Annotated in this window: 17 protein-coding genes and 3 pseudogenes; 13 read left to right on the top strand and 7 right to left on the bottom strand. The window is 73.4% G+C overall.

Going from position 1 to position 25353, the window contains the following annotated elements:
• The first annotated feature begins 32 nt into the window (after positions 1-32).
• Positions 33-938 (top strand): EamA family transporter, encoded by a 906-nt coding sequence (locus AC6JBM_RS53110; protein WP_497981081.1) that lies wholly within the window; start codon positions 33-35, stop codon positions 936-938.
• Positions 939-948: 10 nt separating this feature from the next.
• Positions 949-2421 (top strand): MocR-like transcription factor YczR, encoded by a 1473-nt coding sequence (gene yczR / locus AC6JBM_RS53115; RefSeq protein ID WP_497981082.1) that lies wholly within the window; start codon positions 949-951, stop codon positions 2419-2421.
• A gap of 769 nt (positions 2422-3190) precedes the next feature.
• On the opposite strand, the gene AC6JBM_RS53120 is transcribed toward yczR, so the two are convergent.
• Both AC6JBM_RS53120 and AC6JBM_RS53125 read right to left on the bottom strand, forming a co-directional pair.
• Complete coding sequence (locus AC6JBM_RS53120; protein ID WP_497981083.1) at positions 3191-5032, bottom strand: AMP-dependent synthetase/ligase; 1842 nt, start codon at positions 5030-5032, stop codon at positions 3191-3193.
• Between the two features lie 180 nt (positions 5033-5212).
• A complete protein-coding gene (locus AC6JBM_RS53125) occupies positions 5213-5833 on the bottom strand; it encodes a TIGR03085 family metal-binding protein (RefSeq protein ID WP_497981084.1) in 621 nt (206 codons plus the stop codon).
• 108 nt (positions 5834-5941) lie between these two features.
• Here AC6JBM_RS53125 and AC6JBM_RS53130 point away from each other — a divergent pair.
• The 3 genes and pseudogenes from AC6JBM_RS53130 to AC6JBM_RS53140 form a co-directional block, all read left to right on the top strand.
• A pseudogene (locus tag AC6JBM_RS53130) lies at positions 5942-7897 on the top strand (ABC transporter ATP-binding protein); the annotation flags it as partial.
• 104 nt (positions 7898-8001) lie between these two features.
• A complete protein-coding gene (locus tag AC6JBM_RS53135; RefSeq protein ID WP_497981085.1) occupies positions 8002-9792 on the top strand; it encodes an ABC transporter ATP-binding protein in 1791 nt (596 codons plus the stop codon).
• A gap of 724 nt (positions 9793-10516) precedes the next feature.
• On the top strand, positions 10517-10957 hold the full coding sequence (locus AC6JBM_RS53140; RefSeq protein ID WP_497981086.1) for a hypothetical protein: 441 nt from the start codon (positions 10517-10519) through the stop codon (positions 10955-10957).
• Positions 10958-11155: 198 nt separating this feature from the next.
• On the opposite strand, the gene AC6JBM_RS53145 is transcribed toward AC6JBM_RS53140, so the two are convergent.
• The 4 genes and pseudogenes from AC6JBM_RS53145 to AC6JBM_RS53160 all read right to left on the bottom strand — a co-directional run bounded on the left by AC6JBM_RS53145 (position 11156) and on the right by AC6JBM_RS53160 (position 16209).
• Complete coding sequence (locus tag AC6JBM_RS53145; RefSeq protein WP_497981087.1) at positions 11156-11746, bottom strand: TetR/AcrR family transcriptional regulator; 591 nt, start codon at positions 11744-11746, stop codon at positions 11156-11158.
• Between the two features lie 200 nt (positions 11747-11946).
• Positions 11947-12684, bottom strand: coding sequence for an ABC transporter permease (locus AC6JBM_RS53150; RefSeq protein ID WP_497981088.1), 738 nt, complete (start codon positions 12682-12684; stop codon positions 11947-11949).
• Positions 12685-12765: 81 nt separating this feature from the next.
• Positions 12766-13482 (bottom strand): annotated as a pseudogene (locus AC6JBM_RS53155) (ABC transporter ATP-binding protein); the annotation flags it as partial.
• 147 nt (positions 13483-13629) lie between these two features.
• Positions 13630-16209 (bottom strand): hypothetical protein, encoded by a 2580-nt coding sequence (locus tag AC6JBM_RS53160; protein WP_497981089.1) that lies wholly within the window; start codon positions 16207-16209, stop codon positions 13630-13632.
• 292 nt (positions 16210-16501) lie between these two features.
• On the opposite strand from AC6JBM_RS53160, the gene hisI reads away from it, so the two are divergent.
• From hisI to AC6JBM_RS53185, 5 genes and pseudogenes are all read left to right on the top strand, one after another.
• The gene (gene hisI / locus AC6JBM_RS53165; protein ID WP_433609113.1) at positions 16502-16849 is read left to right on the top strand and encodes a phosphoribosyl-AMP cyclohydrolase; all 348 of its coding nucleotides are present in this window, start codon (positions 16502-16504) and stop codon (positions 16847-16849) included.
• On the top strand, positions 16846-18381 hold the full coding sequence (locus AC6JBM_RS53170) for an anthranilate synthase component I (RefSeq protein ID WP_497981090.1): 1536 nt from the start codon (positions 16846-16848) through the stop codon (positions 18379-18381). Before hisI ends, AC6JBM_RS53170 begins: the two co-directional genes overlap by 4 nt.
• Positions 18378-18905: a Trp biosynthesis-associated membrane protein gene (locus tag AC6JBM_RS53175; RefSeq protein WP_497981091.1), complete on the top strand. Its 528-nt coding sequence runs from the start codon at positions 18378-18380 to the stop codon at positions 18903-18905. The genes AC6JBM_RS53170 and AC6JBM_RS53175 overlap by 4 nt, the downstream gene beginning before the upstream one ends.
• 10 nt (positions 18906-18915) lie before the next feature.
• A pseudogene (locus tag AC6JBM_RS53180) lies at positions 18916-19614 on the top strand (DNA polymerase domain-containing protein); the annotation flags it as partial.
• A gap of 115 nt (positions 19615-19729) precedes the next feature.
• Entirely contained in the window at positions 19730-20188 is a 459-nt protein-coding gene (locus AC6JBM_RS53185; protein WP_497986769.1) for a hypothetical protein, read from the top strand.
• A 1084-nt stretch (positions 20189-21272) separates the two neighbouring features.
• On the opposite strand, the gene AC6JBM_RS53190 is transcribed toward AC6JBM_RS53185, so the two are convergent.
• Positions 21273-22331: a hypothetical protein gene (locus AC6JBM_RS53190; protein WP_497981092.1), complete on the bottom strand. Its 1059-nt coding sequence runs from the start codon at positions 22329-22331 to the stop codon at positions 21273-21275.
• Between the two features lie 173 nt (positions 22332-22504).
• Here AC6JBM_RS53190 and trpC point away from each other — a divergent pair, with 173 nt between their 5' ends.
• Genes trpC through trpA form a run of 3 tightly spaced genes read left to right on the top strand, consistent with a single transcriptional unit; the run spans position 22505 to position 25322 of the window.
• On the top strand, positions 22505-23308 hold the full coding sequence (gene trpC / locus AC6JBM_RS53195) for an indole-3-glycerol phosphate synthase TrpC (protein WP_350617520.1): 804 nt from the start codon (positions 22505-22507) through the stop codon (positions 23306-23308).
• Positions 23305-24528 (top strand): tryptophan synthase subunit beta, encoded by a 1224-nt coding sequence (gene trpB / locus AC6JBM_RS53200; protein ID WP_497981093.1) that lies wholly within the window; start codon positions 23305-23307, stop codon positions 24526-24528. The genes trpC and trpB overlap by 4 nt, the downstream gene beginning before the upstream one ends.
• Positions 24525-25322 carry a tryptophan synthase subunit alpha gene (gene trpA / locus AC6JBM_RS53205; RefSeq protein WP_350617161.1) on the top strand — a complete coding sequence of 266 codons (798 nt, stop codon included), beginning with the start codon at positions 24525-24527 and terminating at the stop codon, positions 25320-25322. The genes trpB and trpA overlap by 4 nt, the downstream gene beginning before the upstream one ends.
• The last annotated feature ends 31 nt before the right edge of the window (positions 25323-25353 follow it).

Here is a 25353-nt window from a genome sequence, read left to right on the forward strand (position 1 = left end):
TGCTTCACGGTTCGGGGGCCAATCATCGAGCCATGAAACCTCGCGACCTCGCCCTGGCGCTCGTGGTCTCGGTCATCTGGGGCGTCAACTTCGTGGTCATCCACGTGGGCCTGGACAGCATGTCGCCGCTGCTGTTCTGCGCCCTGCGCTTCGGGGTCGCCGCGCTGCCCGCGGTGTTCCTGGTCGGCCGGCCCAAGGCGCCCTGGCGCTGGGTGATCGCGACCGGGATCGCGCTCGGGGTGGTGAAGTTCTCGCTGCTGTTCGCCGGCATGGCGGCCGGGCTGCCGTCCGGGCTGTCGGCGCTGGTCCTGCAGAGCCAGGTCGTCTTCACGCTGGTCTTCGCGACGGTACTGCTGCGCGACCGCCCCGGCCCGAGGCGCGTCGGCGGCGTGGTGCTGGCCGGGGCCGGGATCGTGCTGATCGCCACGCAGCTCGGCCTGGACCGCCCGTTGGGCGCGTTCCTGCTGGTCGTGGCGGCCGGCGCGGCCTGGGGCCTGGCCAACGTCGCGATGCGCAAGGCCGCGGCCGCCGACATGCTCAACTTCATGGTGTGGGTGAGCGCGGTCGCCACCCCGCCGCTGGTGCTGCTGACGCTGACCGTCGACGGGCCCGCGTACGTCTGGAGCGCCCTTCGGGGTCTCGACCTCGTCGCCGTCGCAGCGATCGCGTACATCGCCTACCTGAGCACGCTGCTCGGCTTCGGGGTGTGGGGGCGGCTGATCGGCCGCTACGGGGCCGGGACCGTGGCGCCGTTCGCGGCCCTGGCGCCGGTGTTCGCAATCCTGTCGTCGGCGCTGTTCCTGCACGAGAGGATCCACTGGTACGACCTCGTGGGCGGCGCCGCGATCCTCGGCGGTGTGCTGTTGGGCGCAATGGCGAAATTGGACTTGCCCTCGGAGGCCACTGATGCCAGTCTGAGGCCAATCGAGCGCGTTTAGGGGGCCAATTTTGTCAGCGATTGTCCGCGGTGCCCAGCTGGCCCGCATGCTCAACGCCTGGCAGGTCGCCGTCGGGGTGCGCGGCCCGGGCGGGAAGCGGCCCGAGTACGTGGTGCTCGCCAACGCCGTGCGCGGCCTGCTCATCGACGGCCGCCTGGCCCTGGGCGTGCGGCTGCCCGCGGAACGGGAGCTGGCCGCGGCGCTAAGCATCAGCCGGACCACCGTGACCGCCGCCTACCGCGAGCTGCGCGAGAGCGGGCACGTGTCGAGCCGGAGGGGCGCGGGCAGCTGGACCGAGCTGCCGGCCGGGCACCGGGTGGGCACGTCGGGCCTGTGGACCCCGAGCGACGACGCCGGCCTGATCGACCTGGGCTGTGCCGCGATGCCGGCCCCGCCGGAGCTCGCGGCGGCCGCAGCGGAGGCGGTGACGGACCTGGAGCCGTACCTGTGCGGCCCCGGCTACCAGCCCATGGGCCTGCTGGTCCTGCGCGAGGCGATCGCGTGCGCCTACACCGCCCGCGGCCTCCCCACGGCCCCCGACCAGGTCATGATCACCGGCGGCGTCCAGCAGGCCCTGGATCTCCTGCTGCGCCTCCTGGTCGCACCGGGTCAGCGCGCGCTCGTGGAAACCCCCACGTACCCGAACGCCTTGAGCGCGTTCCTGGCCGGCCGGGCCAGGATCAGCTCCTACGCCATCGGCCCCGACGGCTGGGATGCCGACCTGCTGCTGTCGACGGTTCGGGCCGCTCAGGCGCGGGTGGCGTACCTGATTCCGGAGTTCCACAACCCGACGGGCCACCTGATGCCGGCCGCGCTGCGCGAGAAGCTCCCGCCCGCGGCCCACGCCGCCGGCACGGACCTGATCATCGACGAGTCCTTTGTGGACCTTGCTCTCGACCCGGACGTGGCCGCCGCGATGCCGCCGGCGGTCGCCGCGTTCGACCGCACCGCGCGGGTGCTCACGATCGGCGGCATGAGCAAGGCCTTCTGGGGCGGCCTGCGCATCGGCTGGGTGCGCGGCCCGGCCCCGTTGATCGCCCGCCTCGCGGCGGCGCGCGTCGGCGTGGACATGGCCTCGCCGGTGCTCGACCAGCTCGTGGCCGCGCGCCTCCTGCAGCGCCGCGACACGATCGTGGCCGCGCGCCGCAAGCAGCTGCTGGTCCAGCGCGACACCCTGGCCGCGGCGCTGCGGGCCGAGCTGCCGGAGTGGCGCTTCGTCCTGCCGCGGGGCGGGATGGTCATCTGGGCCGAGCTCGACGCGCCCGTGTCGAGCGCGCTGGCCCGCTCGGCCGAGGAGCTGGGCGTGCGCGTGGCGCCCGGCCCCCGCTTCGGCGCGGACGGCACCATGGAGCGCTTCATGCGGCTGCCGTTCACGCTCCCGGAGGCCGATCTGGTCGAGGCGGTGCGGCGGCTCGCGGAGGCCCGCACCGACCTGGACCGGCCGCGCCGCCACTCCTGGTCGACGCAGACGGTGCTCGCCTGATCCGCGGTCCGGGCCCGGCGCGCAGGCGGCGCTCATCTGGCCTGCGCTCCGGGCTTCGGCCCGAGCCGCGTGGTCGAGCCCGAAGGCCGCGCCGGCTCTTTTGGTCAACGCAGGCGGCGCTCATCTGGCCTGCGCTCCGGGCTTCGGCCCGAGCCGCGTGGTCGAGCCCGAAGGCCGCGCCGGCTCTTTTGGTCAACGCAGGCGGCGCTCACCTGGCTTGCGCTCCGGGCCCGGCGCGACTGCGACGGGTCCGGACCTCGGCCGAGCCGCGCGGTAGAGCCAAAACCCACGCCGAACGAGCCCGCAGCCCGCGCCGACCAAGCCCGAAAGCCGCGCCGATCGAGCCGCAGCCCGCGCCCAACAAGCTCGACAGTCGCGCCGATCGAGCTCGACAGCCGCGTCGAATGAGCCGCAGTCCGCGCCCAACAAGCTCGACAGTCGCGCCGATCGAGCTCGACAGCCGCGTCGAATGAGCCCGAAAGCTCCAGGTCGGAGCCGTGATCCAGGATCAAGGCGCGTGGCTCGCGCGGGCGTGCGCGCACTCAGCAGACTTCGAGACCAAGACGACTGCGACTGGCCAATCCAAGCGCGAACCCCATGCGAGCGAACACGAGGACCACGCCGCGTCGGTGCCGTTCCGTTTCATTCACCACGGTACACCCGGCCTCCAAGTCGATCTCGGGTCGCGTGACCGGGCGATTACGCGTCGTGGCCCCCGGGGATGGCGGTTCCCGGGGGCCACGACACTGTGGGGTGTGAATAGAGGTCCTTATATCTCCGCGAGCGTCCCGGCATACATCCGGTCGATGTCGGCCGCGAAGGACTTCTCCACGACCCGGCGCTTCACCTTCAGCGACGGCGTCAGCTCTCCGTCCTCGATGGACAGATCCCGGCCGAGGATGCTGAACTTCTTGATCTGCTCCCAGCGGTTCAGCTTCGCGTTGAGTTCGCGCACGTAGCCGTCGACGAGCTCGAAGGCCTCGGGGGAGGAGACGATCTCCGCGTAGGACTTCCCGGCGAGCGGCGTGCCCGCGGCCCAGCCGGTGATCGCGTCCGGGTCGAGGGAGACGAGCATCGTCACGTAGTTGCGGGCCTGGCCGACGACGATGGCCTGGGAGGTGTACGGGCAGACCGACTTGAACAGGCCCTCGATGTGGCTGGGTGCGACGTACTTGCCGCCCGAGGTCTTGATCAGGTCCTTCTTGCGGTCGGTGATGCGCAGGTAGCCGGCGTCGTCGAGCTCGCCGATGTCGCCGGTGCGGAACCAGCGGTCCTCGGTGAACGCGGCCGCGGTCTCGTCGGGCAGGTTGTGGTACCCCCGCATCACCGGCGTGCCCCGCAGCAGCACCTCGCCGTCGGAGTCGAGGCGGATCTCGAGGTCGCCGAGGACCTGCCCGACGGTGCCGATGCGCGCCTTGCCCTCCCGGTTGACGAAGGAGCCCGCGGACGTCTCCGTGAGCCCGTACCCCTCCAGGATCGGCAGCCCGGCGGCGAAGAAGAACTCGGCGATCTCCGGGGCGAGCGGCGCCGAGCCGGAGACCATCGCGCGCATCCGGCCGCCGAGGCGGGCGCGCAGCTTGCTGAAGACCAGCTTGTCGGCGATGCCGAGCTGGAACTTGAGCAGGCCGCCGGGCTCGCGGCCGGCCAGCCGCTCGGCGGAGGCGCGCTTGCCGACCCTGAGGGCCCAGGTGAAGATCTTGAGCTTGGCCCCGCCGTCGGCCTGGGCGCCGGTCACCACGCGGTTGTAGACCTTCTCGAAGACCCGCGGCGCCGCGCACATGAGCGTCGGGCGGATCCGGCCGAGGTTGTCGATGAGCTTGTCCACGCGGCCGTCGACGTACGTGGGCAGCCCCACGTACAGGACCCCGCACAGCAGCGTCTTGCCGAACGAGTGCGACAGCGGCAGCCAGAGGTACTGCAGGTCGTCGGCGGTGAGCACGCCCGTGTCCTGCTGCGTCTTGCCCTGCCAGACCCAGCCGGCGTGCAGCAGCTCGACGCCCTTCGGGCGCCCCGTCGTGCCGGACGTGTAGATGAGCGTCGCGAGCCGGTCGCCCTCGATGCCCGCGACGATGCCGTCGATGAGCCCGGGGTCCGCGGCGATCGCGGCGCGCCCGGCGGATTCCAGGTCCGCCATGGTCATCGTCGGTTTGGCTTCGGTACCGTCCGGAGCCCCGTCGATCAGCACGATGTGCGTGAGGTTCGGCAGTTCCGCGTCCTTGAGCTTCGCCGCCTGCTCGGGGTTCTCGGCGAAGAGCACCTTGGAGCCGGAGTCCGCGACGATGTACACGGCCTCCTCGGGCTCGGTCGTGGGATACACGGTCGTCGTCGCCGCGCCCGCGAGCATCACGCCGAGGTCGGCGAGGATCCAGTCCAGCCGCGTGCTCGACAGCACCGCGACCCGGTCCTCGGGCGCGACTCCCAGCGTGGTCAGGCCGGCCGCGATGGCCCGGGCGTGCTCGTCGACCTCGCGCCAGGTCATCCAGATCGGGTCCCCGGCGTCGTCGGGGGCGGGGCGGCCGAAGGCGTGGGCGTCGGGGTTCTCGGCGACCCGGTGCAGGAACATGTCCGGGATCGAGCGGTACGGCAGTACGAGCCGCTGGGTCTGGGTCATGATCGGGCTGCCTTCCGGGCGGTCCGGGAGAATACGCCGCCGGCCGTGAGCACCGTCACGTCCGTCGGTTACCAGACCGTAAACCGTCGATCCCGTTACCGGCTAGACCCGAAACCGAAACGTGAGCAAGCCGCAGAACGCGTGCTCTGGAACCAGATTCAAGACCCAGCAGTCGTACTTTCAGATGCCGAGCCGGGCCCCGCGGAGCTTTTCGGCCAGATCGTCCGGGCCGGTCACCGACACCTCGGCGGCGGACTGGCGCCCGCTGAAGAACAGCACCAGCTCCCCGGGCGCGCCCGACACCCGCACGACGGGCTCCCGCTTCGGGTTGACCGTGAACGGCTCCACGCCGGGGCCGGAGACCTCGATGCGGGCGGGGAAGCGGCGGGCGGACAAGCGGGCCGTGGTCTTCGCGCGGGCGGCGAGAGCCTGGGCGTACGACGGCGGAAGCTCGCGCGGCGTCCAGCCCGGCGCGGCCCGTCGCACGTCCTCGAGGTGGACGAAGAACTCGGTCACGTTCATCGCCTCGTCGAACGGGCGCAGCAGCAGCGGCCCGCGCCGCACCCGGTCCACGAGCGCCGGGTAATCGCCCGCGGCCAACTCGTCCTGCACCTTCTGGGTGTGCCCGGCGGCGGCCTTGAGCATGATCCCGGCGGCGGCGTCCGGGCGGTGCTCGCGCAGTACGAGGTGTGCGGCCAGGTCCCGCGTCGCCCAGCCCTCGCACAGCGTGGGCGCGTCCGGCCCGGCGGCGAGCAGGGCGTCGGCGAGCGCCGCGCGCTCCGAACGGGCGAAGGCAGTCATGGGCATAACGCTAGCCCCGAAATTGTCGTACCTCGTCGGTAAGGTTTGTCGTGCGCTCGGGTCGCTTACCGGCGCGGAACCAGGGAGCGTGTGTTGACCAGTGGCAAGGTGCTCGCGAAGGGCTTCCGGGTGCTCGGCCACGCGGTCCGTGACGAGCCTCACATGTTCGTGTGGTCCGTCCTCGGCAGCGTGCTGTTCAGCCTGCTGACCATCGCCACGGCGTTCGTCTCGGGGCGTGTGGTCGGCGAGCTCGTGGTGCCGGCGTTCGACCGGGGCCGCGTCGCCACCGGCACGCTCGTGCTGGGCGGCCTGGCCGTGCTCGCGGTCAGCCTCGGCAAGATCGTGGGCATCTTCGGCCGCCGGCTCGGCGCCGGCGCGATGCAGTTCAACCTGCAGGCGAAGTATCGCCGGGCCGTGACCCGCCGCTACCTGCGCCTGCCGCTGGCCTGGCACCAGCGCCACGCGACCGGGACGCTGCTGTCCAACGCGAACGCGGACGTGGAGTCGGCGTGGTATCCGATCGCCCCGTTCCCGTTCGCGGTCGGCACCGTCGTGATGCTCGTGGCCGCGGTCGCCTCCCTCTTCGTCACCGACTGGGCGATGGCGCTGGTCGGCGTGGCCGTCTTCCCCGCGCTGCTGCTGGTCAACGTGGCCTATTCGCGGCGCATGTCGCCGCGGGTGGCGCGGGCCCAGCAGCTGCGGGCCGAGGTCAGCGCGGTCGCGCACGAGAGCTTCGACGGTGCGCTGGTCGTCAAGACGATGGGCCGCGAGGCCTCGGAGACCGAGCGGTTCGCGGCCAAGGCCGTGCAGCTGCGCGACGCCACCATCCGGGTCGGCCGGGTGCGGGCCATGTTCGACCCGGTCCTCGACGCGCTGCCCAGCATCGGCACCCTGGCGGTGCTGGTCGTCGGCGGGTATCGGTACCGCTCCGGCGCGGTCGGGGTCGAGCAGGTCGTCAGCGTCACGTTCCTGTTCACCGTGCTGGCCTTCCCGGTCCGGGCGATCGGCTGGGTCCTCGCCGAGCTGCCCCGCAGCGTCGTGGGCTGGGAACGCATCCGCCGGGTGCTCGACGCCGAGGGTGACACCGTCTACGGCACCACCGCCCTGGCCGGCACCGGCCCGGCCGCCCTGCGCTTCGAGGGCGTCGACTTCGCCTACACCGACGAGACCGGCACCGGGCCCAACGTGCTCACGGGGGTCACCTTCGACGTCCCCGCCGGGCGCACGGTCGCGCTGGTCGGGCCGACCGGCTCGGGCAAGTCCACCATCGCGGCGCTCGCCGCGCGGCTCGTCGACCCCGCGGCCGGCACCGTGACGCTCGACGGCGTCGACGTGCGGGAGCTGCACCAGGACGCGCTGACCGGCAGCACCGCGCTCGTCGCGCAGGTCCCGTTCGTCTTCGACGACACCATCCGCGGCAACATCACCCTCGACCGGCCCGGCGTCGACGACGAGGCGGCCTGGAGCGCGCTGCGGCTGGCCCAGGCCGACGGGTTCGTCGGGCACCTCGCCGACGGTCTCGGCACCACGGTCGGCGAGCGCGGCACCTCTCTGTCCGGCGGGCAGCGGCAGCGGCTCACCATCGCCCGGGCGCTGGCCGGGTCGCCGCGGCTGCTCGTGCTCGACGACGCCACGAGCGCCGTCGACCCGCGGGTCGAGGCCGCGATCCTGGCCGCGCTGCGCCGCGACGACGGCTCCGCCCCGGCCCCGGCCCCGGCCCCGGAGACGCCGCTCGCGGGTCGCCCCGGCGCGGGGTCCCCGGGCCTCGAGTCCGGCTCGTCGGCGCCGGGCGCCGTGGCCCGGCCCGTGACCGGAGCCGCCGGGTCCGGCCCGGCCCCGGCGGCGCCGCAGGCGGACCGGCCGGCGCAGGCCGCCTCGATCCTCGTCGTCGCCTACCGCCGGGCCACGATCGCCCTCGCCGACGAGGTGGTCTACCTCGAACGCGGCCGGGTCGTGGCCCGCGGCACGCACGCCGAGCTGCTGGAGACCGCGCCCGGCTACGCCGACCTGGTCACCGCCTACGAGAAGGCGGAGGAGGAGCGGGAGCGCGAGCACGCCTTCGACGGCGACCGGCTGGACGACGGCCGCGACGGGCGCGGGGCCGGGCTCGGCGCCCAGCGCTTCGACGAGGACCGCGACGGCCGGCTGGACGAGGAGACCCTGAGCGCATGACCACCGTCGAGAGCGCCACCGCGCCCGCCGCGACCGCCCCCCGGGCCTCGGTGCTGCGCCGCGGCCTGGCCCTGTCCCCGGAGCTGTTCACCGGGCTCGCCGGCACGCTCGGCCTGGCCCTGCTCGCCACCGCCGGCCGCGTCGCCGTGCCCGTCGCCATCCAGCAGGGCATCGACCGGGGCATCCGCGCGCCGGGTGGCCCCGACCTCGGCGTGATCACGCGCATCGTGGCGGTCACCGCCGGGGTGCTGCTCGTCACGATGGTCTGCTCCTACCTCATGAACGTGCGCCTGTTCACCGTGAGCGAGACGGCCCTGGCCGGCATCCGGGCGCGCACCTTCCGGCACATCCACGATCTGTCGATGCTGCACCAGCAGTCCGAGCGCCGCGGCGCGCTGGTCTCGCGGGTCACCGGCGACGTCGACCAGATCAGCCAGTTCCTGCAGTTCGGCGGCCTGCTCTTCGTGGTCAACCTGGGCCAGCTCACGGTCACCACGATCGTCATGCTCTGGTACTCCTGGCAGCTCACCCTCGTCGTGTTCGCCGCGTTCGCCCCGCTCGTGTTCGTGGTCCGGTTCTTCCAGCGGCGGCTCAGCGTCCTCTACCTCGAGGTGCGCGAGAGCGTCGGCACGATGCTCGGCGTGATCGCCGAGAGCGTCGTGGGGGCGCCGGTCGTGCGGGCCTACGGCATTCAGCGCCGCACCGGCGAGCGGCTCGACGGCGCGATCGAGCAGGCGCGGCGCAACCAGTTCCGCGCCCAGAGCAACAACGTGATCAGCATGAGCTTCGGCGAGCTGGCGGCCGGCCTCGCGCTCGGCGGCGTGATCGTCGTGGGCACCCTGCTCGGCGTCGGCGGCCACCTCACGGTCGGGCAGCTCACCGCGTTCCTGTTCCTGGCCACGCTGTTCGTGCAGCCGGTGCAGGTCGCCACCGAGGTGCTCAACGAGGCCCAGAACGCGATCGCCGGCTGGCGCCGCGTGCTGGACATCATCGAGACCGAGCCCGACGTCGCCGACCCGGGCAAGGACGGCCGCACGCTGCCCGACGGCCCGATCGACGTGCGCTTCGACCACGTCCACTTCGCCTACCCCGACGGCCCCGAGGTGCTCAGCGACGTCGACCTGACGGTGACGGCCCGCACGCGCGTCGCGGTCGTCGGCGAGACCGGCAGCGGCAAGACGACCTTCGCGAAGCTGCTGACCCGGCTCATGGACCCGAGCACGGGCCGCGTGCTGCTCTCGGGCGTGCCGCTGGACACCCTGCGCTTCGACTCGCTGCGCAGCCGGGTCGTCATGGTGCCCCAGGACGGCTTCCTGTTCGACGCGACGATCGCCGACAACGTCCGCTTCGCCCGCCCGTCGCTGACCGACGCCGACCTGCTGCACGCCTTCACCGAGCTGGGCCTGATCGACTGGCTGGAGTCCCTGCCCGACGGGCTGCGGACCGAGGTCGGCGAGCGCGGCGAGTCCCTGTCGGTGGGCGAGCGGCAGCTGGTGGCCCTGGCCCGCGCGTACGTGGCCGACCCCGACCTGCTGGTCCTGGACGAGGCGACGAGCGCCGTGGACCCCGCGACCGAGGTCCGCCTGCAGCGCACCCTGGACGCCGTGACCCGCGGCCGCACGACCATCGCGATCGCCCACCGCCTGTCCACGGCCCAGTCCGCGGACGAGGTCATCGTGGTGGACAAGGGCCGCATCGTCCAGCGCGGCCCGCACACGGCCCTGCTGACCGACCCGGCATCGATCTACGCCCGCCTCTACGCCTCGTGGCTGGAACAAACCCGCTGACGCCCTGACCCCACCCGCCAACGCGATCACCCCAGCCCCGGCGCGCTCTTCCGGCCCAGCGCCCGCGGCTCGGACGCGCCCGGCTCGCCCCGCTGCGCTTGCGGTTCGGGCGTCGGTTCCGGCTCGGCTTCTGCGGCTCGGACGCGTTCGGCTCGCCCCGGTGCGCTGGCGGTTCGGGCGTCGGTTCCGGCTCGGCGTCTGCGGCTCGGACGCGTTCGGCTCGCCCCGGTGCGCTTGCGGTTCGGACGCGTTCGGCTCGCTTCGGCGCGCTTGCGGTTCGGACGCGTTCGGCTCGCTTCGGCGCGCTTGCGGTTCGGGCGTCGGTTCCGGCTCGGCGTCTGCGGCTCCGGCTCGGCGTCTGCGGCTTGGGCGCGCGTCTGGCTCGGTTGCGTGGCTGGCTCCGGCGTGCGTCTGGCGTCTGCGGCTCGTTTGGTCCGGCTTCGGGCTCCGGCGCGCGTCTGGCTCGGTGCGTAGGTGCGCTGTGCGCGGCTCGGGCCTGAGCCGCGATGGCCGAAGGCGCGCGGGCGGAGCGGGATCTTGAACTCGAGAAGGTGCTGGAGGCGCCTTGGCTCAACGATAAGTCGGGCGCTGCGCGCCGCGACTTATCGGATTTATACCCCGACGGGCCGTAAATTAGATCTGCGAGGATTTGCAACGGGTCGATTCACGTCTGGCTCTATGTGTCGGGGGTTCTCGCAGGCCGGGGATGGCCTACATTGGGCGCATGGCAGCCGGTGGGCGCCGATTCGTGCCGATGCAGGTGCGCGTCGCGGTGACGGGGTTCCACGCGGTGGGCGGGATCATGCTCACGCTCGCGCTCATGGCCCTGGGCGTGCTGCTGTCGGGGATGCAGGTGGATCCGGTGGCTCAGGGTGGTACCGGATATCTGGATTTTGTCCTGTTCTTCAACGCGGTGCTGTTCCTGTCGCCGCTGGCCGGGGTCCTGGTGTTCCTCGGTGTGCGGGTGCGGCGGGGCGAGCATTGGGCGTGGCTGGCGAGCCTCGTGTTCTGGGCGTTCGCGGGGTCGATGACGCCGCTGCTCGCGTGGGTGCTGGACGCGCCGGTGTCGCTGCGGTACGTGCCGGCCGTGTGCGCGGCCGCGATGGTCGGGCTGCTGCTGACCCCGCAGGCACGCACGCACTGCGCGGACCTCGCGGACGACTGACGAGCGGCGGCTCGTGGACGCGCGGGTGCGCACGCATTGAGTGGACCTCGCGGACGACTGACGAGCGGCGGCTCGTGGACGCGCGGGTGCGCACGCATTGAGTGGACCTCGCGGACGACTGACGAGCGGCGGCTCGTAGGCCCCGCGGGGTGCGATACGCACTGCGCGGACCTCGCGGACGACTGAAGACAGCCGTGTTCAGGGGAGCGGGTCGGCCAGGTAGCGCTGGATGGTCGGGGCGACGTAGCGCACCACCTCCTCGGGGGGCATGGAGGCGAGGGGTTCGAGCTTGAGGATGTACCGCAGCATCGCGAGCCCGATCAGCTGCGACGCGACCAGGGAGGTGCGGATCGGGGCCTCGGCGGGGTCGAGGTTCAGGGCCCGCGTCGCGCGGCGCAGGATCTGGCTCACCAGGAACTCGCGCAGCATGCGGGCGGACCAGTCGTGCTGCATCGCGCTGCGCACCAACGCTACGACCGGCGTGCCCGCGGGGGAGTCCCAGACCGACACGAACATGCGGACCAGCCGCTCGCCGACGCCGTCGAGGCCGGGGTCGAAGACCTGCGGGAGGACCTCGCCCGGGTCGAACGGGGCGTCCATGGTCGCCAGGAACAGCCGGTCCTTGGCGCCGAAGTAGTGGTGCACCAGCGCCGGGTCCACGCCGGCGCTGGTCGCGATCTGCCGGATGGACGCCCCGTCGAAGCCCCGCTCCGCGAACGCCTGGCGGGCGGCGTTCAGGATCGCCTCGCGGGTGTCCTGGTTGCCGGGGCGTCGTCCGGTGCGTGCCATATGCCTCTTCCTGATGTCGTACCGTGCGGTGCCCGCCGGCCCCGCCCAGCGCCCAGCCTATTCGGCCGGTGCGGCGGCGCCCTCGATGCGTCGATCGGCGCCGGCGCGGGCTCCTCGGCCGGCGTTCGATGCGCCCAGGTCCCGGGCCGGGCGCATCGGACCTGGTGCGCGTTCGGCCCGGTCGCGGCCGCAACCGGGTGCTACGCGGTGCGGCGGCGCAGGGTGGCCGCGCCGAGGAGCAGGGCGACCAGGACGCAGCCGACGATGATGGCCAGGTCGCGCCACATGACGGCGGTCGGCTCGGTGCGGGTGCCCAGTTCGGTGAGGGCCTGCACGGCGTACGACATGGGCAGCACGTCGCTGATCGCCTCCATCCACCCGGGCATCCGGTCGCGGGGCTGGAGCAGGCCGCAGAGCAGCACCTGGGGCAGCACGACGGCCGGCATGAACTGCACCGCCTGGAACTCGCTGTCGGCGAAGGCGCTCACCAGCAGGCCGAGCGCCATGCCGAGCACCGAGTTGCCGACCGCGATGACGGCCACGAGCCACGCCGGGCCGGCGGTGTCGAGGCCCAGCAGCCAGTACGCGAGCGCCGACACGATCGCCGCCTGCACCGCGGCCGCGACGGCGAAGGCCAGCCCGTACCCGAGCAGGATGTCGACCTTGCCGATCGGCGTGGTGAGGAGCCGCTCGAGGGTGCCGCTCGTGCGCTCGCGGAGCATCGCCACGCTCGTGAGCAGGAACATGATCACGAGCGGGAAGACCCCGAGCATGATCAGGCCCACGCGGTCGAACAGGAGGGGGTTGTCGTCGTAGAGGTACCGCAGCAGGGTGAGCAACACCGTGGGGACCACGAGGATCAGCGCGATCGTCCGGCGGTCGTGGCGCAGCTGGCGCAGGATGCGCCCGGCGGTGCCGAAGGTCAGTCGCAGCGACATGGATCAGCCCGCCTTGGTCGTGTGGCCGGTGGATTCGTGTGCGCCGGCCGTCTCGCGGCTCTGCTTCGTCGCGTCGTGGACCGTCTCGGTCTCGTGGGCCTGCACGAGCCTGAGGAACGCTTCGTCGAGGTCGTCGGTGCCGGCTGATGCGCGTACGGCGGCCGGGGTCTGATCGGCGATGAGGTGGCCCTCGCGGATCAGCAGCAGGCGGTCACAGCGGCCGGCCTCGTCCATTACGTGACTGGACACCAGCAGGGTGGAGCCGGCCTTCGCGAGGGCGTGGAAGCGTTGCCAGAGCTCGTTGCGCAGGACCGGGTCCTGCCCGACGGTCGGCTCGTCGAGCACGAGCAGCCGCGGCTTGCCCACGATCGCGCAGGCGAGCGAGGCGCGGGCGCGCTGGCCCCCGGAGAGGCGGCCGACGAGCTGGTCCTTGGCCTTGCTCAGGCCCACGTCGCTGACGGCCTCGTCCGCCTCGTGCGCGCCGAGGCCGTAGAGCGACGCGAAGTAGCGCGCGTTCTCGCGGACGGTCAGGTCGGCGTACACGCTGGGGGCCTGGGTCAGGTAGCCCACCTTGTCGCGCAGCGGCCGCGACCCGGCCGGGTGGCCGAGGACGGTGACGGTGCCGCTCGCGACCTTCTGCACGCCGACGACGGCCCGCATGAACGTGGTCTTCCCGCTGCCGCTGGGCCCGAGCAGGCCGGTCACGCTGCCGGCGGGGACGGCGCAGGTGAAGTCGTGCAGCACCCGCCGCTTGCCGCGCGCGATGACGAGGTGCTCGACCTCGATCGCGTTGTCCATCGTGGTTGGTCCTTCCTGGCGGAGGGATAAAGAACTCAACGCTTGATGAAATCAACGGTAGATGAAATCGCGACCGCGGGCAACGATGTGGATGCGACAAGGGGGCGGACCGGTTGCCCGGTCCGCCCCCTTGTGCTGGGATTTGGGTCAGAGCGAGAGGACCCGCTCCAGGAAGTCCTTGTACTGCCGCAGCGCCACCCGCAGCGACTCGGTGTCGGGGTGCTTCGAGCTCTTGTTCGGGTTGAGCGCGTGCTGCTGCTCCTGCAGCTTCTCGGCGAGCGTCTCGATCGCGTCGCTGACCACGGCGCTGGCCCGGGCCACCGCCTTCACCGGGTCGTCGACGAACTTGGACTCGGCCTTCGCGATGCGCGTGCGGAACTTGTCGGCCCGCTTGCGCTTCCAGAGCACGATCCGCTCCTCGACGATGTCGCCGGGGCGCAGCTGAGCCGGGGCGACCGCCGCGTACTCGAGCTCGTCGTCCTCCTCGACCTCGTCCTCCTCGTCCTCGGCCACGATGAGCAGCACGCCGTCCCCGGCGTCCTCCTCGTCGCCCGCGTCGGCGACGAGGAGCACGACGTCCTCGACCTCGTCGTCTTCCTCGTCGTCCTCGGCCTCGGCCACGGGCTCACCCGCGTCCCCGTCCTCGTCTTCGTCGTCCGCCTCGGCCACGAGGTCGTCGGTGTCCTCGTCCTCTTCGTCGTCGGCTTCGGCTACGACGTCGTCGTTGTCGTCCGCGTCCTCGTCTTCGTCGTCGGCTTCGGCCACGACGTCGTCATCCGCGTCCTCGGCGTCGGTCTCGGCCACGAGGAGCACGACTTCGCCGGCCTCCTCGTCGCCGTCCGCCTCGACCACGACAAGCACGACATCCTCGGCGCTGTCCTCCTCGGCAACCGGCTCCTCGGCGACGTCCTCGTCCGCGGCCTCGGCGGCGATCTCCTCGGCAGCGATCTCCTCGGCCGCGTCTTCCTCGGCGGCGCCCTCCTCCTCGGCAGCGTCGTCAGCCTCGGCCGCGGCCTCCTCGACCTCGGCGTCGTCCTCGACCGCGACGAGCACGACGTCTTCGGCAACCGGCTCCTCGGCGACGTCCTCGTCGGCAGCGTCGTCGGCCTCGACGGCGATCTCCTCGGCGGCGGCGTCGTCCTCGACAAGCACTACCTCGTCGGCAGCAGCTTCGGCGTCCGCCTCGTCGGCGTCACCGGCCTCCGCGGCGACCTCCTCGACGGCGTCAACTTCCTCGGCGTCGGTTTCGGCGGCGGGCTCGTCGGCCGCGTCGCCTTCTTCGCCGTCGGCTTCCGCGGCGGCCTCCTCGGTCACGTCGCCTTCTTCGGCGTCGGCGTCGGCTTCGGCGGCCGGCTCCTCCGCGGCCTCCTCACCATCGGCGTCGTCGGCCGCGGCGGCCTCCGCGACGTCCTCGACCGCGTCGCTCTCCTCGGCCTCGTCAGCCTCGGCGGCGGGTTCCTCGGCGGCCTCGATCTCCTCGGCGTCAGCTTCGGCGGCGGGCTCGTCGGCGTCGCTTTCCTCGGTCTCGGCTTCGGCAACCGGCTCGTCCGAGTCCGCGGCGTTCTCGTCGGCGGACGCTTCCGCTTCGGCGGCGGGCTCCTCGTCGGCCTCGATCTCCTCGGCCTCGGCCTCGGCGGCGGGCTCCTCGTCGGCCTCGATCTCCTCGGCCTCGGCCTCGGCGGCGGGCTCCTCGTCGGCCTCGATCTCCTCGGCCTCGGCCTCGGCGGCGGGCTCCTCGGCGGCCTCGTCCGAAACGACGACGGCAGCTTCGGCGTCCGGCTCGTCGGCGTCGCTCTCCCCGGTCTCGGCCTCGGCAACCGGCTCGTCCGAGTCCGTCGCGTCCTCGTCGGCGGACGCCTCCGCCTCGACCACGGGCTCCTCGGCTTCAGTGGCCTCGTCCGAGACGACGGCGGCGGCCTCAACCTCCGGCTCGTCGGCGGTCTCGGCCTCAGCCGCGGGCTCCTCGGCTTCAGTGGCCTCGTCCGAGACGACGGCGGCGGCCTCAACCTCCGGCTCGTCGGCGGTCTCGGCCTCGACCACGGGCTCCTCGGCTTCAGTGGCCTCGTCCGAGACGACGGCGGCGGCCTCAACCTCCGGCTCGTCGGCGGTCTCGGCCTCAGCCGCGGGCTCCTCGGTGGCGTCGCTCTCCTCCACGTCGACCGAGGCGACCGGCTCCTCCGCAGCGCCGACCTCCTCCGCAGCGACGTCCTCAACCACAAGCGCGGCCGGCGAGTCGGAGGCCGCGGCCTCCTCCGCAGCGCCGCCCTCCTCGGTCTCGTCGGCCACCGACGTCACGTCCGCGGGTGCCTCGTCCGCAACCGCGACGTCCGTCGCCGCCGCAACCGGCTCGTCGCTCTCCGCGACCTCCCCATCCGAGCCCGGCGCGCCATCCTCCACCGCCTCGCTCTCAACGACGGCCGAATCGGTGACAGCAGGAGTGTCGTCGCCCGCGACGACCTCGGCATCCGCAACCCCAGTGGTCTCGACGAGGGCCGAGATGTCGTCCGGCACCGCGACGGAGATGGCCGGATCATCAGCGAGCGCCGCGGTTTCCTCAGCGGCGGGAGGGGCAGTGGCGGCAGGGGCAGTGGCGACAGGAGCGGCGTCGTCGAGCGGCTCGCGCGGCGCCGGTACGACGGCCTCGGCGGGCGCGTCCGCCTCTGGAGTGGAAGAAGACGACGACGAGGAGGGCGGCTGGTCGTTCGGCGGGGTGATGTTGGGGTGCATGGGTCCTCCGTCCGGCTCGGTCCGAACGGGGGCAGCCTCCCGGTCGGACTGCTGGTTGGCTCAGCGCAGGGGTCGCGGACGCCGGGAGGCCGTGCGGCGCCCGCAACCGACGACCGCATGGCCGGCGGTGGGGTGCCCCCTGGAAGACGGATAGGGGGTGGCCGTCGGCAGGCGGGGAAGGGTGGGCGACCGCGCAGATCTTCCGTGCGGCGCACCGCCAAGGTACCCCCTCAACACCAGCAGCCATAGACCCCAAACTGCCGAGTCTGCACGGTGCGGGAGAATTGCCGTCGTGCCGTCGAACCTTGATCCAGAAGTGGCCGACCGTCTGCGCCGCAACGAGGCCGGACTCGTGCCGGCGATCGTGCAGGAGCACGGCACCGGCGAGGTGCTGATGCTCGCGTGGATGGACGACGAGGCCCTGCACCGCACGCTCACGACCGGTCGCGCCACGTACTGGTCGCGCAGCCGCAACGAGTACTGGGTGAAGGGCGAGACCTCCGGGCACGTCCAGCACGTCAAGTCGGTCGCGGTCGACTGCGACGGCGACACGCTGCTGATCACGGTCGAGCAGACCGGCGCCGCCTGCCACACGGGCAACCACACCTGCTTCTACACCCCGCTGGAGGTATCCGGATGACGACCGGCGCCGTGGCCCCCGACGAGGCCACCTTCCGCGAGCTCGCCCGCACCCGGCGTGTCGTTCCGGTGACGCGGCGCCTGCTGGCCGACGGCGAGACCCCGGTCGGCGTGTACCGCAAGCTGGCGGGCGGCCCCGGCACGTTCCTGCTGGAGTCCGCGGAGCAGGGGGCGGGCGCGGCGGGTGCCGTCTGGTCGCGGTACAGCTTCATCGGCGTCCGCAGCATGGCCACCCTCGTGGAGCGGGACGGGCACGCGCACTGGCTCGGGGCGCCCCCGGCGAACGTCCCGCTCGACGGGGCCCCGACCGAGGTGCTCCGCGCGACCATCGCCGCGCTGACCGCCGACGACGCCGACCTGCGCGAGCTCAACCTGCCGCCGCTGTCGGGCGGCCTGGTGGGCTTCCTGTCGTACGACGCCGTCCGCCGCTTCGAGCGCCTCCCCGAGATCGCCCTCGACGACCTCGGCCACCCCGAGCTCGGGATGATGCTCGCCACCGATCTCGTCGCGCTGGATCACTTCGAGGGCGCCGCGCTGCTCATCGCCAACGCGGTGCTGCCCGCGGCCGGGGCCGACGACGCCGCGGTCGCCGCCGCGTACCACCAGGCCATCGGCCGGCTCGACGCGATGACCACCGCGCTGTCCCGCCCGACGCCGCCGCTGGTGTCCACTGTGGACCGGGTGCCGCTCGGCGACGTGGTGAGCCGGACGCCGGCCGGGGAGTACCCGAAGGCGGTCGAGGCCGCCAAGGAGGCCATCCGCGCGGGGGAGTGCTTCCAGATCGTGGTCGCCCAGCGCTTCGAGCGCGCGACCGACGCCGACCCCCTCGACGTCTATCGCGTACTGCGCACGACCAACCCCAGCCCGTACATGTACCTGCTGCGCTTCGACGGCTTCGACGTGGTCGGGTCCTCACCCGAGGTACACGTGAAGGTCGACGGGCGGCGGGCACTGCTGCATCCGATCGCGGGCACGCGGTGGCGCGGGGCGACGCCGGAGGAGGACGCGGCGCTCGCGGCCGACCTGCTCGCCGACCCCAAGGAGCGCTCCGAGCACGTGATGCTCGTCGACCTGGCCCGTAACGACCTCGGGCGGGTGTGCAAGCCCGGCACGGTGGAGGTGCCCGAGTTCATGACGGTCGAGCGGTACTCGCACGTCATGCACATCGTCTCGACCGTCGTCGGCGAGCTGCACGACGACCGCACCGCCTTCGATACCCTCGCGGCCACGTTCCCGGCCGGCACCCTGTCCGGGGCGCCGAAGGTCCGCGCGATGGAGATCATCGAGGAGCTCGAGCCGACGCGCCGCGGCCTGTACGGCGGCGTCGTCGGGTACTTCGGCTTCGGCGGCGACATGGACACCGCCATCGCCATCCGCACCGCGCTGCTGCGCGACCGCACCGCCTACGTCCAGGCCGGCGCCGGCATCGTGGCCGACTCCGACCCGGCCGCGGAGGAGACGGAGACACGCAACAAGGCCGCCGCGGTGCTGGCCGCCATCGCGACCGCCGAGACGCTGCGGCCGGCCCGGTGAACCTCTCGGGGCGGCGGGGCCTGGCGACCACGGCGGTGGCCTGCGCCGTGGCGGCTGCGGTCGTACTGTTCGCCGCCACCCGATCCTGGCAGACCGTCGTCACCGTGCAGCCGGCCCCGCTGCCGCCGCTGAAGGTCGACCGCACCGGCACCGAGATCGCGCCCTGGCTCACCGCGCTGGCCGTCGTCGGGCTCGCCGGCGCCGGCGCGCTGCTGGCCACCCGGGCCGCCGCCCGGCTCGCGGTCGGCGTCCTGCTCGTCGTCGCCGGCGCCGGCGTGGCCGTCGCGTCCCTGGTGACCCTCGGCGACCACGTCCGGGTGGCCTGGCCGCTGCTGTGCGTGCTCGGCGGCCTCGTCGTGGCCGCGGCCGGCGCGGTCACCGTGCGCTCGGGCCGCTCGTGGCCGGGCATGGGCGCGCGCTACGAACGCACCTCCGCGCCGGCCCGCCGCCAGCACCCGCAGACCGACATGTGGGACGCGCTCGACCGGGGCGAAGATCCGACGAGGGGTGATCGACCCGAGTAGGGTTCGGCCCATGGCGAGCAGCGCTGAGGAAGTGATCGAGGTCGCCGGGCGCGAGGTGACGATCACCAATCCGGACAAGGTGTACTTCCCGAAGTCCGGCCGCACGAAGATCGACGTGGTGCGCTACTACCTGGCCGTCGCCGACGGTGCCCTGCGGGGCGCGGGCGGGCGGCCGATGGCCCTCAAGCGATACGTCAACGGCATCGAGGGCGAGGCGTTCTTCCAGAAGCGCGCGCCCGCCAAACGGCCGGACTGGATCGAGACCGCGCAGCTGCGCTACCCGTCCGGCCGCACCGCCGAGGAGATCGTCCTGCGCGACGCCGCCCAGCTCGCCTGGGTGATCAACCTCGGCTGCCTGGAGCTGCACACCCACTCCGTGCTCGCCGAGGACCTCGACCACCCCGACGAGCTGCGCATCGACCTCGACCCGGTGCCGGGCGTGCCCTGGGGCCAGGTCGTCGACGTGGCGCTCATCGCGCGGGAGGTCCTCGAGGAGTACGGGCTCGCGGGCTGGCCGAAGACCTCCGGCTCCCGCGGCTTCCACATCTACGCGCGCATCGAGCCCCGCTGGACCTTCGCCGAGGTCCGCCGCGCCGCCGAGGGCTTCGCCCGCGAGGTCGCCCGCCGCGCCCCGGACCTCGCGACCGGCGCGTGGTGGAAGGAGGAGCGGCAGGGGGTGTTCCTCGACTACAACCAGAACGCGAAGGACCACACCACCGCGTCCGGTTATTCGGTACGCCCGTCGGAAGAGGCGAAGGTCTCGGCCCCCCCTGAGCTGGGACGAGGTCCCCGGCTGCGACCCGGCCGCGTACACCGTGGACACCGTGCCCGCCCGCCCCGACCCGTGGACGGGCATCGAGTCCGCCCGCGGCTCGCTGGAGCCGCTGCTGGAGCTCGCGTCCACCTTCAAGAAGCGCGCGCCCGCCAAGAAGGGCGCCGGCCGCCGCCAGCCGAGCATGCCCCTGATCGAGATCACGCGCACCGCCACGCGCGAGGAGGCCCTGGCCGACCTCGACCGCTGGAAGGAGCGCCACGCGACGGTCTGGCCCCTCCTGGAGCCCGCCGACGTCCTGGTCGACTCGATGCGGGGGATCAACTCGGTCTGGTACCGCATCCGCATCAACCTCATCCACGTCCCCGAGGCCGAACGCCCGGAGCAGGAGCCGCTGGAGCACGAGTTCGACCCCTTCGCGAAGTGGAAGGAAATGCAGGCGAGGGGCGAGATCCCGGCCCGCTGGCGCCGCCCGGAGCCGGAGCCGGTCCCGGAGCACGAGGAGTCCTGACCGGCCGGTTTCGCAGGCCCCGCACCAGAACGCGAGTCCGCACCGCGACCCGGCCGGTCCTGTGGCGCACGCCTTCGCCCCCCGCACCAGAACGCAAGTCCGCACCGCGACCCGGCCGGTCCTGTGGCGCACGCCTTCGCCAACGACTGGCTCAGCACCACCGCGAGCATGATCGCGACGGGCCGGGCCGTGCCACGTCGTGCCGGAAGCGGCTGGATCCCGCGCGGACCACGGCCGGCGTGTGCGCTGAGGCCCGGAAGGACGGCGCCCGCAGGAGCCAGGGACGAGCGCGGACGGTGCGGGCAGGCCGGTCCAGTGTGGATCGCGGCCGCCGTGCGAGGTGCCGGAAAGAGCGGCGCCCGTCCACGAAGCTGAGGCCGGGAGCGGTGCAGGAGCCGCGGACGAGTGCGGGCAGGCCGATCGCGTGTGGATCGTGGCTGGCGTGCCCGGTGCGGCGCCGGAAAGAGCGGCGCCCGTCCACGAAGCTGAGGCCGGGAGCGGTGTAGGAGCCGGGGACGAGTGCGGGCCGTGCGGGCAGGTCGGTCGCGTATGGATCGTGGCTGGCGTGTGCGCTGCGGCTCGGAAGCGCCCGCAGGAGTGGGGGACGAGCGCGGGGCGTGCGGGAAGGTCGGTTGCGTGTCGACCGCGGCCGGTGCGCGCGCTGCGGGCCGGCGCGGCGCGATGCCGGAAGAGCGGCGTCCGTCCGCGAGGTGCGAAGCCGGGGCCAGGAGCGGTGCGGGAATCGGCGATCGACCGGCAGGCGACCCGCAGACGAAGGCCGTGCGGGAAGGTCCGTCCGCGAGGTGCGAAGCCGGGGCGGCATGGTGTCGGAAGGGCGGCGTCCGTCCGCGAGGTGTGAAGCCGGGGCCGCGAGTGGCGTGGGAACCGGCGGGCGAGCCGCGGACGAAGGCCGTGCGGGAAGGTCCGTCCGCGAGGTGCGAAGCCGGGGCGGCATGGTGTCGGAAGGGCGGCGTCCGTCCGCGAGGTGTGAAGCCGGGGCCGCGAGTGGCGTGGGAACCGGCGGACGACCGGCGGGCGAGCCGCGGATGAGGGCCGTGCGGGAAGCGGGCGTCACCGGGCCTCCTCAGGGGTGTCGACCCAGCCCGCCATGAGCACCAGGCCGGTCGGGCGGTGCACGGCGAGATAGCCGAACGGCTCGTCGAAGCGGACCGTCACCCGCAGCGCCCGGGCCGTGCCCTCCGCCGGGCCCGGCAGCATCGGCACGACCGGTGCGCGCGTCACCGGCGCGGCGCGGAACCCGGGGCCGGTGAAGGCCGCCGCCACGCTCACCCCCCGCCGCCGCCACCCGCAGCGGCTCGGCGCTGATGCCCGGGAACAGGCCGGGAGCGGCGGCCGCGCGCAGGCCGAACACCTCGGCCGCGCCGAGCAGGTCGTGCGCGGCCGAGGCCGCGAAGCGGGGAACTTTCACGACGAGCTCGGGCGCCGGGTCGTCGGCGTCGACGAGGGCCGCGGTGATCCCGGGGCCGCGGCGGCCGACGGGGGCGGCGGTGAACGTTTCCACGGCCGCGGCGAGCACGGCCGGCGCCGGGGCCGTGCCGCCCGCGGTGCACAGGACCACGTCGACGTCGCCGGTGCCGCGGACGGTGAGCAGCGTGACCGGGCCGGCGGGGGTGGTGGCGCAGCGCAGGGCGGTGAGGTCGGGGTCGCGGCGGTGCAGCGACGCCAGGCGCCGGCCCGCCCACGGGCCGGTCGCGGGGCGCAGCACGCCGTCGGTGAACGGGCCGGCCCAGTCGGCGGTGACGGCCAGGGCCGCGGCCAGGACCAGGGCGCCCTCGTCGGCGCCGGCGAACCCGAACGGGGGCACCGGCGCGCCGGTCTGGGCCGCGGCCCAGGCGTCCAGCAGCGGGCGGTCGATCGCGGGGTCGCCGGTCAGGCGCGGGTCGGCGCGGGCGGCCCAGTCGAGGGTGAGCGGCACCCCCTCCCGCGCCCACAGCCCGAGCGCGCCGCGGACGGGAAGATCGAGCGGCGTGGGGGCGACCGCGAGCAGCTCGGTGCGGGCCCGGCCACCGGCGACGGAGGCGAGCAGGGCCAGCAGGGGATAGATCGCCGCCGCCGAGAGGACCGCCGCGGCGGACACGGACGCCCAGGTGGCCGTCAATGTGTTCGCTCGCGTCACGCTCATGCCGACACCCTAGAGCGGGGGTACGACAAAACGCGGCGGCGAGGCATTATGCCCTAGTCCATCAGGTGATGTCGGCCATACCCCCGCGACCGTCCACTGACCGGGGGCGACCTAGCATCGGTCGCATGACCACCGGAGAGGGGAGCTCCTTGATCAACGCGGAAAGCGGCCGGGTGCTCGACGAGATCCTCGCCGGAGTGCGCGAGGACCTGGCGGTCCGCGAGGCCCAGGTGCCCCTGGCAGAGATCAAACAGCGCGCCGCCGAGGCCCCGCCGCCGAGGGACGCCTACGCCAAGCTGCGCGCCCCCGGCGTCGGCGTCATCGCCGAGGTCAAGCGCGCCTCGCCGTCGAAGGGCGCGCTGGCCGAGATCCCGGACCCGGCGGAGCTCGCGAAGGAATACGCGGCCGGCGGTGCCCGCTGCGTGAGCGTGCTCACCGAGGGCCGGTGGTTCGGCGGCAGCCTCGACGACTTCGCGGCCGTCCGGGCCGCGATCGACATCCCGATGCTGCGCAAGGACTTCGTGGTGTCGTCGTATCAGGTGCACGAGGCCCGGGCCTACGGCGCCGACCTGGTGCTGCTGATCGTCGCCGCGCTCGACCAGAACACGCTCTCCGGGCTCCTCGACCGCATCGAGAGCCTCGGCATGACGGCCCTGGTCGAGGTGCACGACGAGGAGGAGACCGACCGCGCGCTGGAGGCCGGCGCCCGGGTCATCGGGATCAACGCGCGCAACCTGCGCACGCTCGAGGTCGACCGGACGGTGTTCGAGCGCATCGCGCCCGGGCTGCCGGCCGAGGTCGTCAAGATCGCCGAGTCCGGGGTCCGCGGGCCGCACGACCTGATCCGCTACGCCTCCGCCGGCGCCGACGCCGTGCTGGTCGGCGAGGGCCTGGTCACGCAGAAGAGCCCGCGCGACGCCGTCGCCGAGCTCGTCACCGCCGGCAGCCACCCGGCCACCCCGCGGGCGGCCCGGTGAGTGCCGGCGCGTTCCTCTCGGCGGCGGGCCTGCTGCCCGACCCCGAGGGGCACTTCGGCACCTACGGCGGCCGGTTCGTCCCCGAGGCGCTCATCGCCGCGCTCGACCAGCTCGACGCCGCCTACCGCCACGCCCAGGCCGACGAGGCGTTCCAGGCCGAGTTCGGGCGGCTGCTGCGCGACTACGCCAACACGCCCAGCCCGCTCTACCGGGCCGAGCGGCTCTCCCGTGGTACCGGTGCGACGATCTTCCTCAAGCGCGAGGACCTCAACCACACCGGTGCGCACAAGGTCCGAAACGTTCTCGGCCAGGCGCTGCTGACCAAGCGCATGGGCAAGACCCGGGTCATCGCCGAGACCGGGGCGGGCCAGCACGGCGTGGCCAGCGCCACCGCGTGCGCGCTGCTCGACCTCGAGTGCGTCGTGTACATGGGCGAGGAGGACACCCGTCGTCAGGCCCTCAACGTCGCCCGCATGCGCATGCTCGGCGCCACCGTCGTGCCCGTCACGACCGGCTCCAAGACGCTCAAGGACGCGATCAACGAGGCCCTGCGCGACTGGGTGACCAACGTCGACGACACGCACTACCTGCTCGGCACGGCGGCCGGCCCGCACCCGTTCCCGGCGATGGTCCGCGACTTCGTCGGCGGGATCAGCGTCGAGGCCCGCCGGCAGATCCTCGAGCAGACCGGCCGGCTGCCCGACGCGGTCGCGGCCTGCGTCGGCGGCGGCTCCAACGCGATCGGCGCGTTCCACGCGTTCGTGCCCGACACGGACGTGCGCCTCTACGGCTTCGAGGCCGGCGGCGACGGCGTCGACACCGGCCGGCACGCGGCCAGCATCACCGGCGGCTCGACCGGCGTGCTGCACGGCGCGCGGACCTACCTGCTGCAGGACGAGGACGGCCAGACGGTCGAGTCGCACTCGATCTCGGCCGGCCTGGACTACCCGGCGGTCGGGCCCGAGCACGCCTACCTGCACGACACCGGCCGCGCCCGCTACGAGCCGGTGACCGACGCCGAGGCGATGGACGCGTTCAAGCTGCTGTGCCGCACCGAGGGCATCATCCCGGCGATCGAGAGCGCGCACGCCGTCGCCGGGGCGCTGCGCGTCATCCCGGCCCTGGCCGCCGAGCTGGGCCGCGAGCCGGCCGTGGTCGTGTGCCTGTCCGGCCGCGGCGACAAGGACATGGACACCGCCCGGGAGTGGTTCGGCGTATGAGCGTCCAGACCGCGTTCGACAAGGCCAAGGCCGAGGGGCGCAGCGCGCTGATCGGCTACCTGCCGGCCGGGTTCCCGGACGTCGCCACCGCGACGGACGCCGTCCGCGCCATGATCGACAACGGGGTCGACATCGTCGAGGTCGGCCTGCCGTACTCCGACCCGGTCATGGACGGCCCGGTCATCCAGCGCGCCACCGAGGCCGCGCTCGCCGCGGGCTTCCGGGTCCGCGACGGCCTGGCCACCGTGGAGGCCGCGGCGGCGACCGGCGCGCCGATCCTCACCATGACCTACTGGAACCTCGTCGAGCGCTACGGCGTCGAGCGCTTCTCCGCCGACCTGGCCGCGGCCGGCGGGGCGGGCCTCATCACGCCCGACCTCATCCCGGACGAGGCCGGCCCGTGGCTGGCCGCGTCCGACCAGCACGGCCTCGACCGCGTCTTCCTGGTCTCGCCGTCCTCGACCGACGCCCGCATCGCGAGCACCGTCGCGGCCTGCCGGGGCTTCGTCTACGCCACGAGCGTCATGGGCGTCACCGGCGCCCGCGACCGGACCAGCAGCGCCGCCCCCGTGATCGTCGAGCGGGTCCGCGCGATCGGCTCGAGCGTGCCGGTCGCGGTCGGCCTCGGCGTCTCCAACGGCGCCCAGGCGGCCGAGACCGCGGCCTTCGCCGACGGCGTCATCGTCGGCAGCGCGCTCGTGCGGTGCCTGCTGGAGGCCGACAGCCCGGCGGCCGGCGTCGCGGCGGTGGCCAAGCTGAGCGCGGAACTGGCCGAGGGCGTTCGCCGCCACTAACGGGCGGGTGGGCTCGTTGAGTCCCCCGTGC

The sequence above is a fragment of the Dactylosporangium thailandense genome (assembly GCF_059739745.1).

What these genes read in the sequence shown, in the direction of transcription:
- AC6JBM_RS53110 (WP_497981081.1), top strand. Translation starts at nt 33, where the DNA reads ATGAAACCTCGCGACCTCGCCCTGGCGCTCGTGGTCTCGGTCATCTGG.
- AC6JBM_RS53120 (WP_497981083.1), bottom strand. Translation starts at nt 5,032, where the DNA reads ATGACCCAGACCCAGCGGCTCGTACTGCCGTACCGCTCGATCCCGGAC.
- AC6JBM_RS53125 (WP_497981084.1), bottom strand. Translation starts at nt 5,833, where the DNA reads ATGACTGCCTTCGCCCGTTCGGAGCGCGCGGCGCTCGCCGACGCCCTG.
- AC6JBM_RS53135 (WP_497981085.1), top strand. Translation starts at nt 8,002, where the DNA reads ATGACCACCGTCGAGAGCGCCACCGCGCCCGCCGCGACCGCCCCCCGG.
- AC6JBM_RS53140 (WP_497981086.1), top strand. Translation starts at nt 10,517, where the DNA reads ATGGCAGCCGGTGGGCGCCGATTCGTGCCGATGCAGGTGCGCGTCGCG.
- AC6JBM_RS53145 (WP_497981087.1), bottom strand. Translation starts at nt 11,746, where the DNA reads ATGGCACGCACCGGACGACGCCCCGGCAACCAGGACACCCGCGAGGCG.
- AC6JBM_RS53150 (WP_497981088.1), bottom strand. Translation starts at nt 12,684, where the DNA reads ATGTCGCTGCGACTGACCTTCGGCACCGCCGGGCGCATCCTGCGCCAG.
- AC6JBM_RS53160 (WP_497981089.1), bottom strand. Translation starts at nt 16,209, where the DNA reads ATGCACCCCAACATCACCCCGCCGAACGACCAGCCGCCCTCCTCGTCG.
- AC6JBM_RS53170 (WP_497981090.1), top strand. Translation starts at nt 16,846, where the DNA reads ATGACGACCGGCGCCGTGGCCCCCGACGAGGCCACCTTCCGCGAGCTC.
- AC6JBM_RS53190 (WP_497981092.1), bottom strand. Translation starts at nt 22,331, where the DNA reads ATGAGCGTGACGCGAGCGAACACATTGACGGCCACCTGGGCGTCCGTG.
- trpA (WP_350617161.1), top strand. Translation starts at nt 24,525, where the DNA reads ATGAGCGTCCAGACCGCGTTCGACAAGGCCAAGGCCGAGGGGCGCAGC.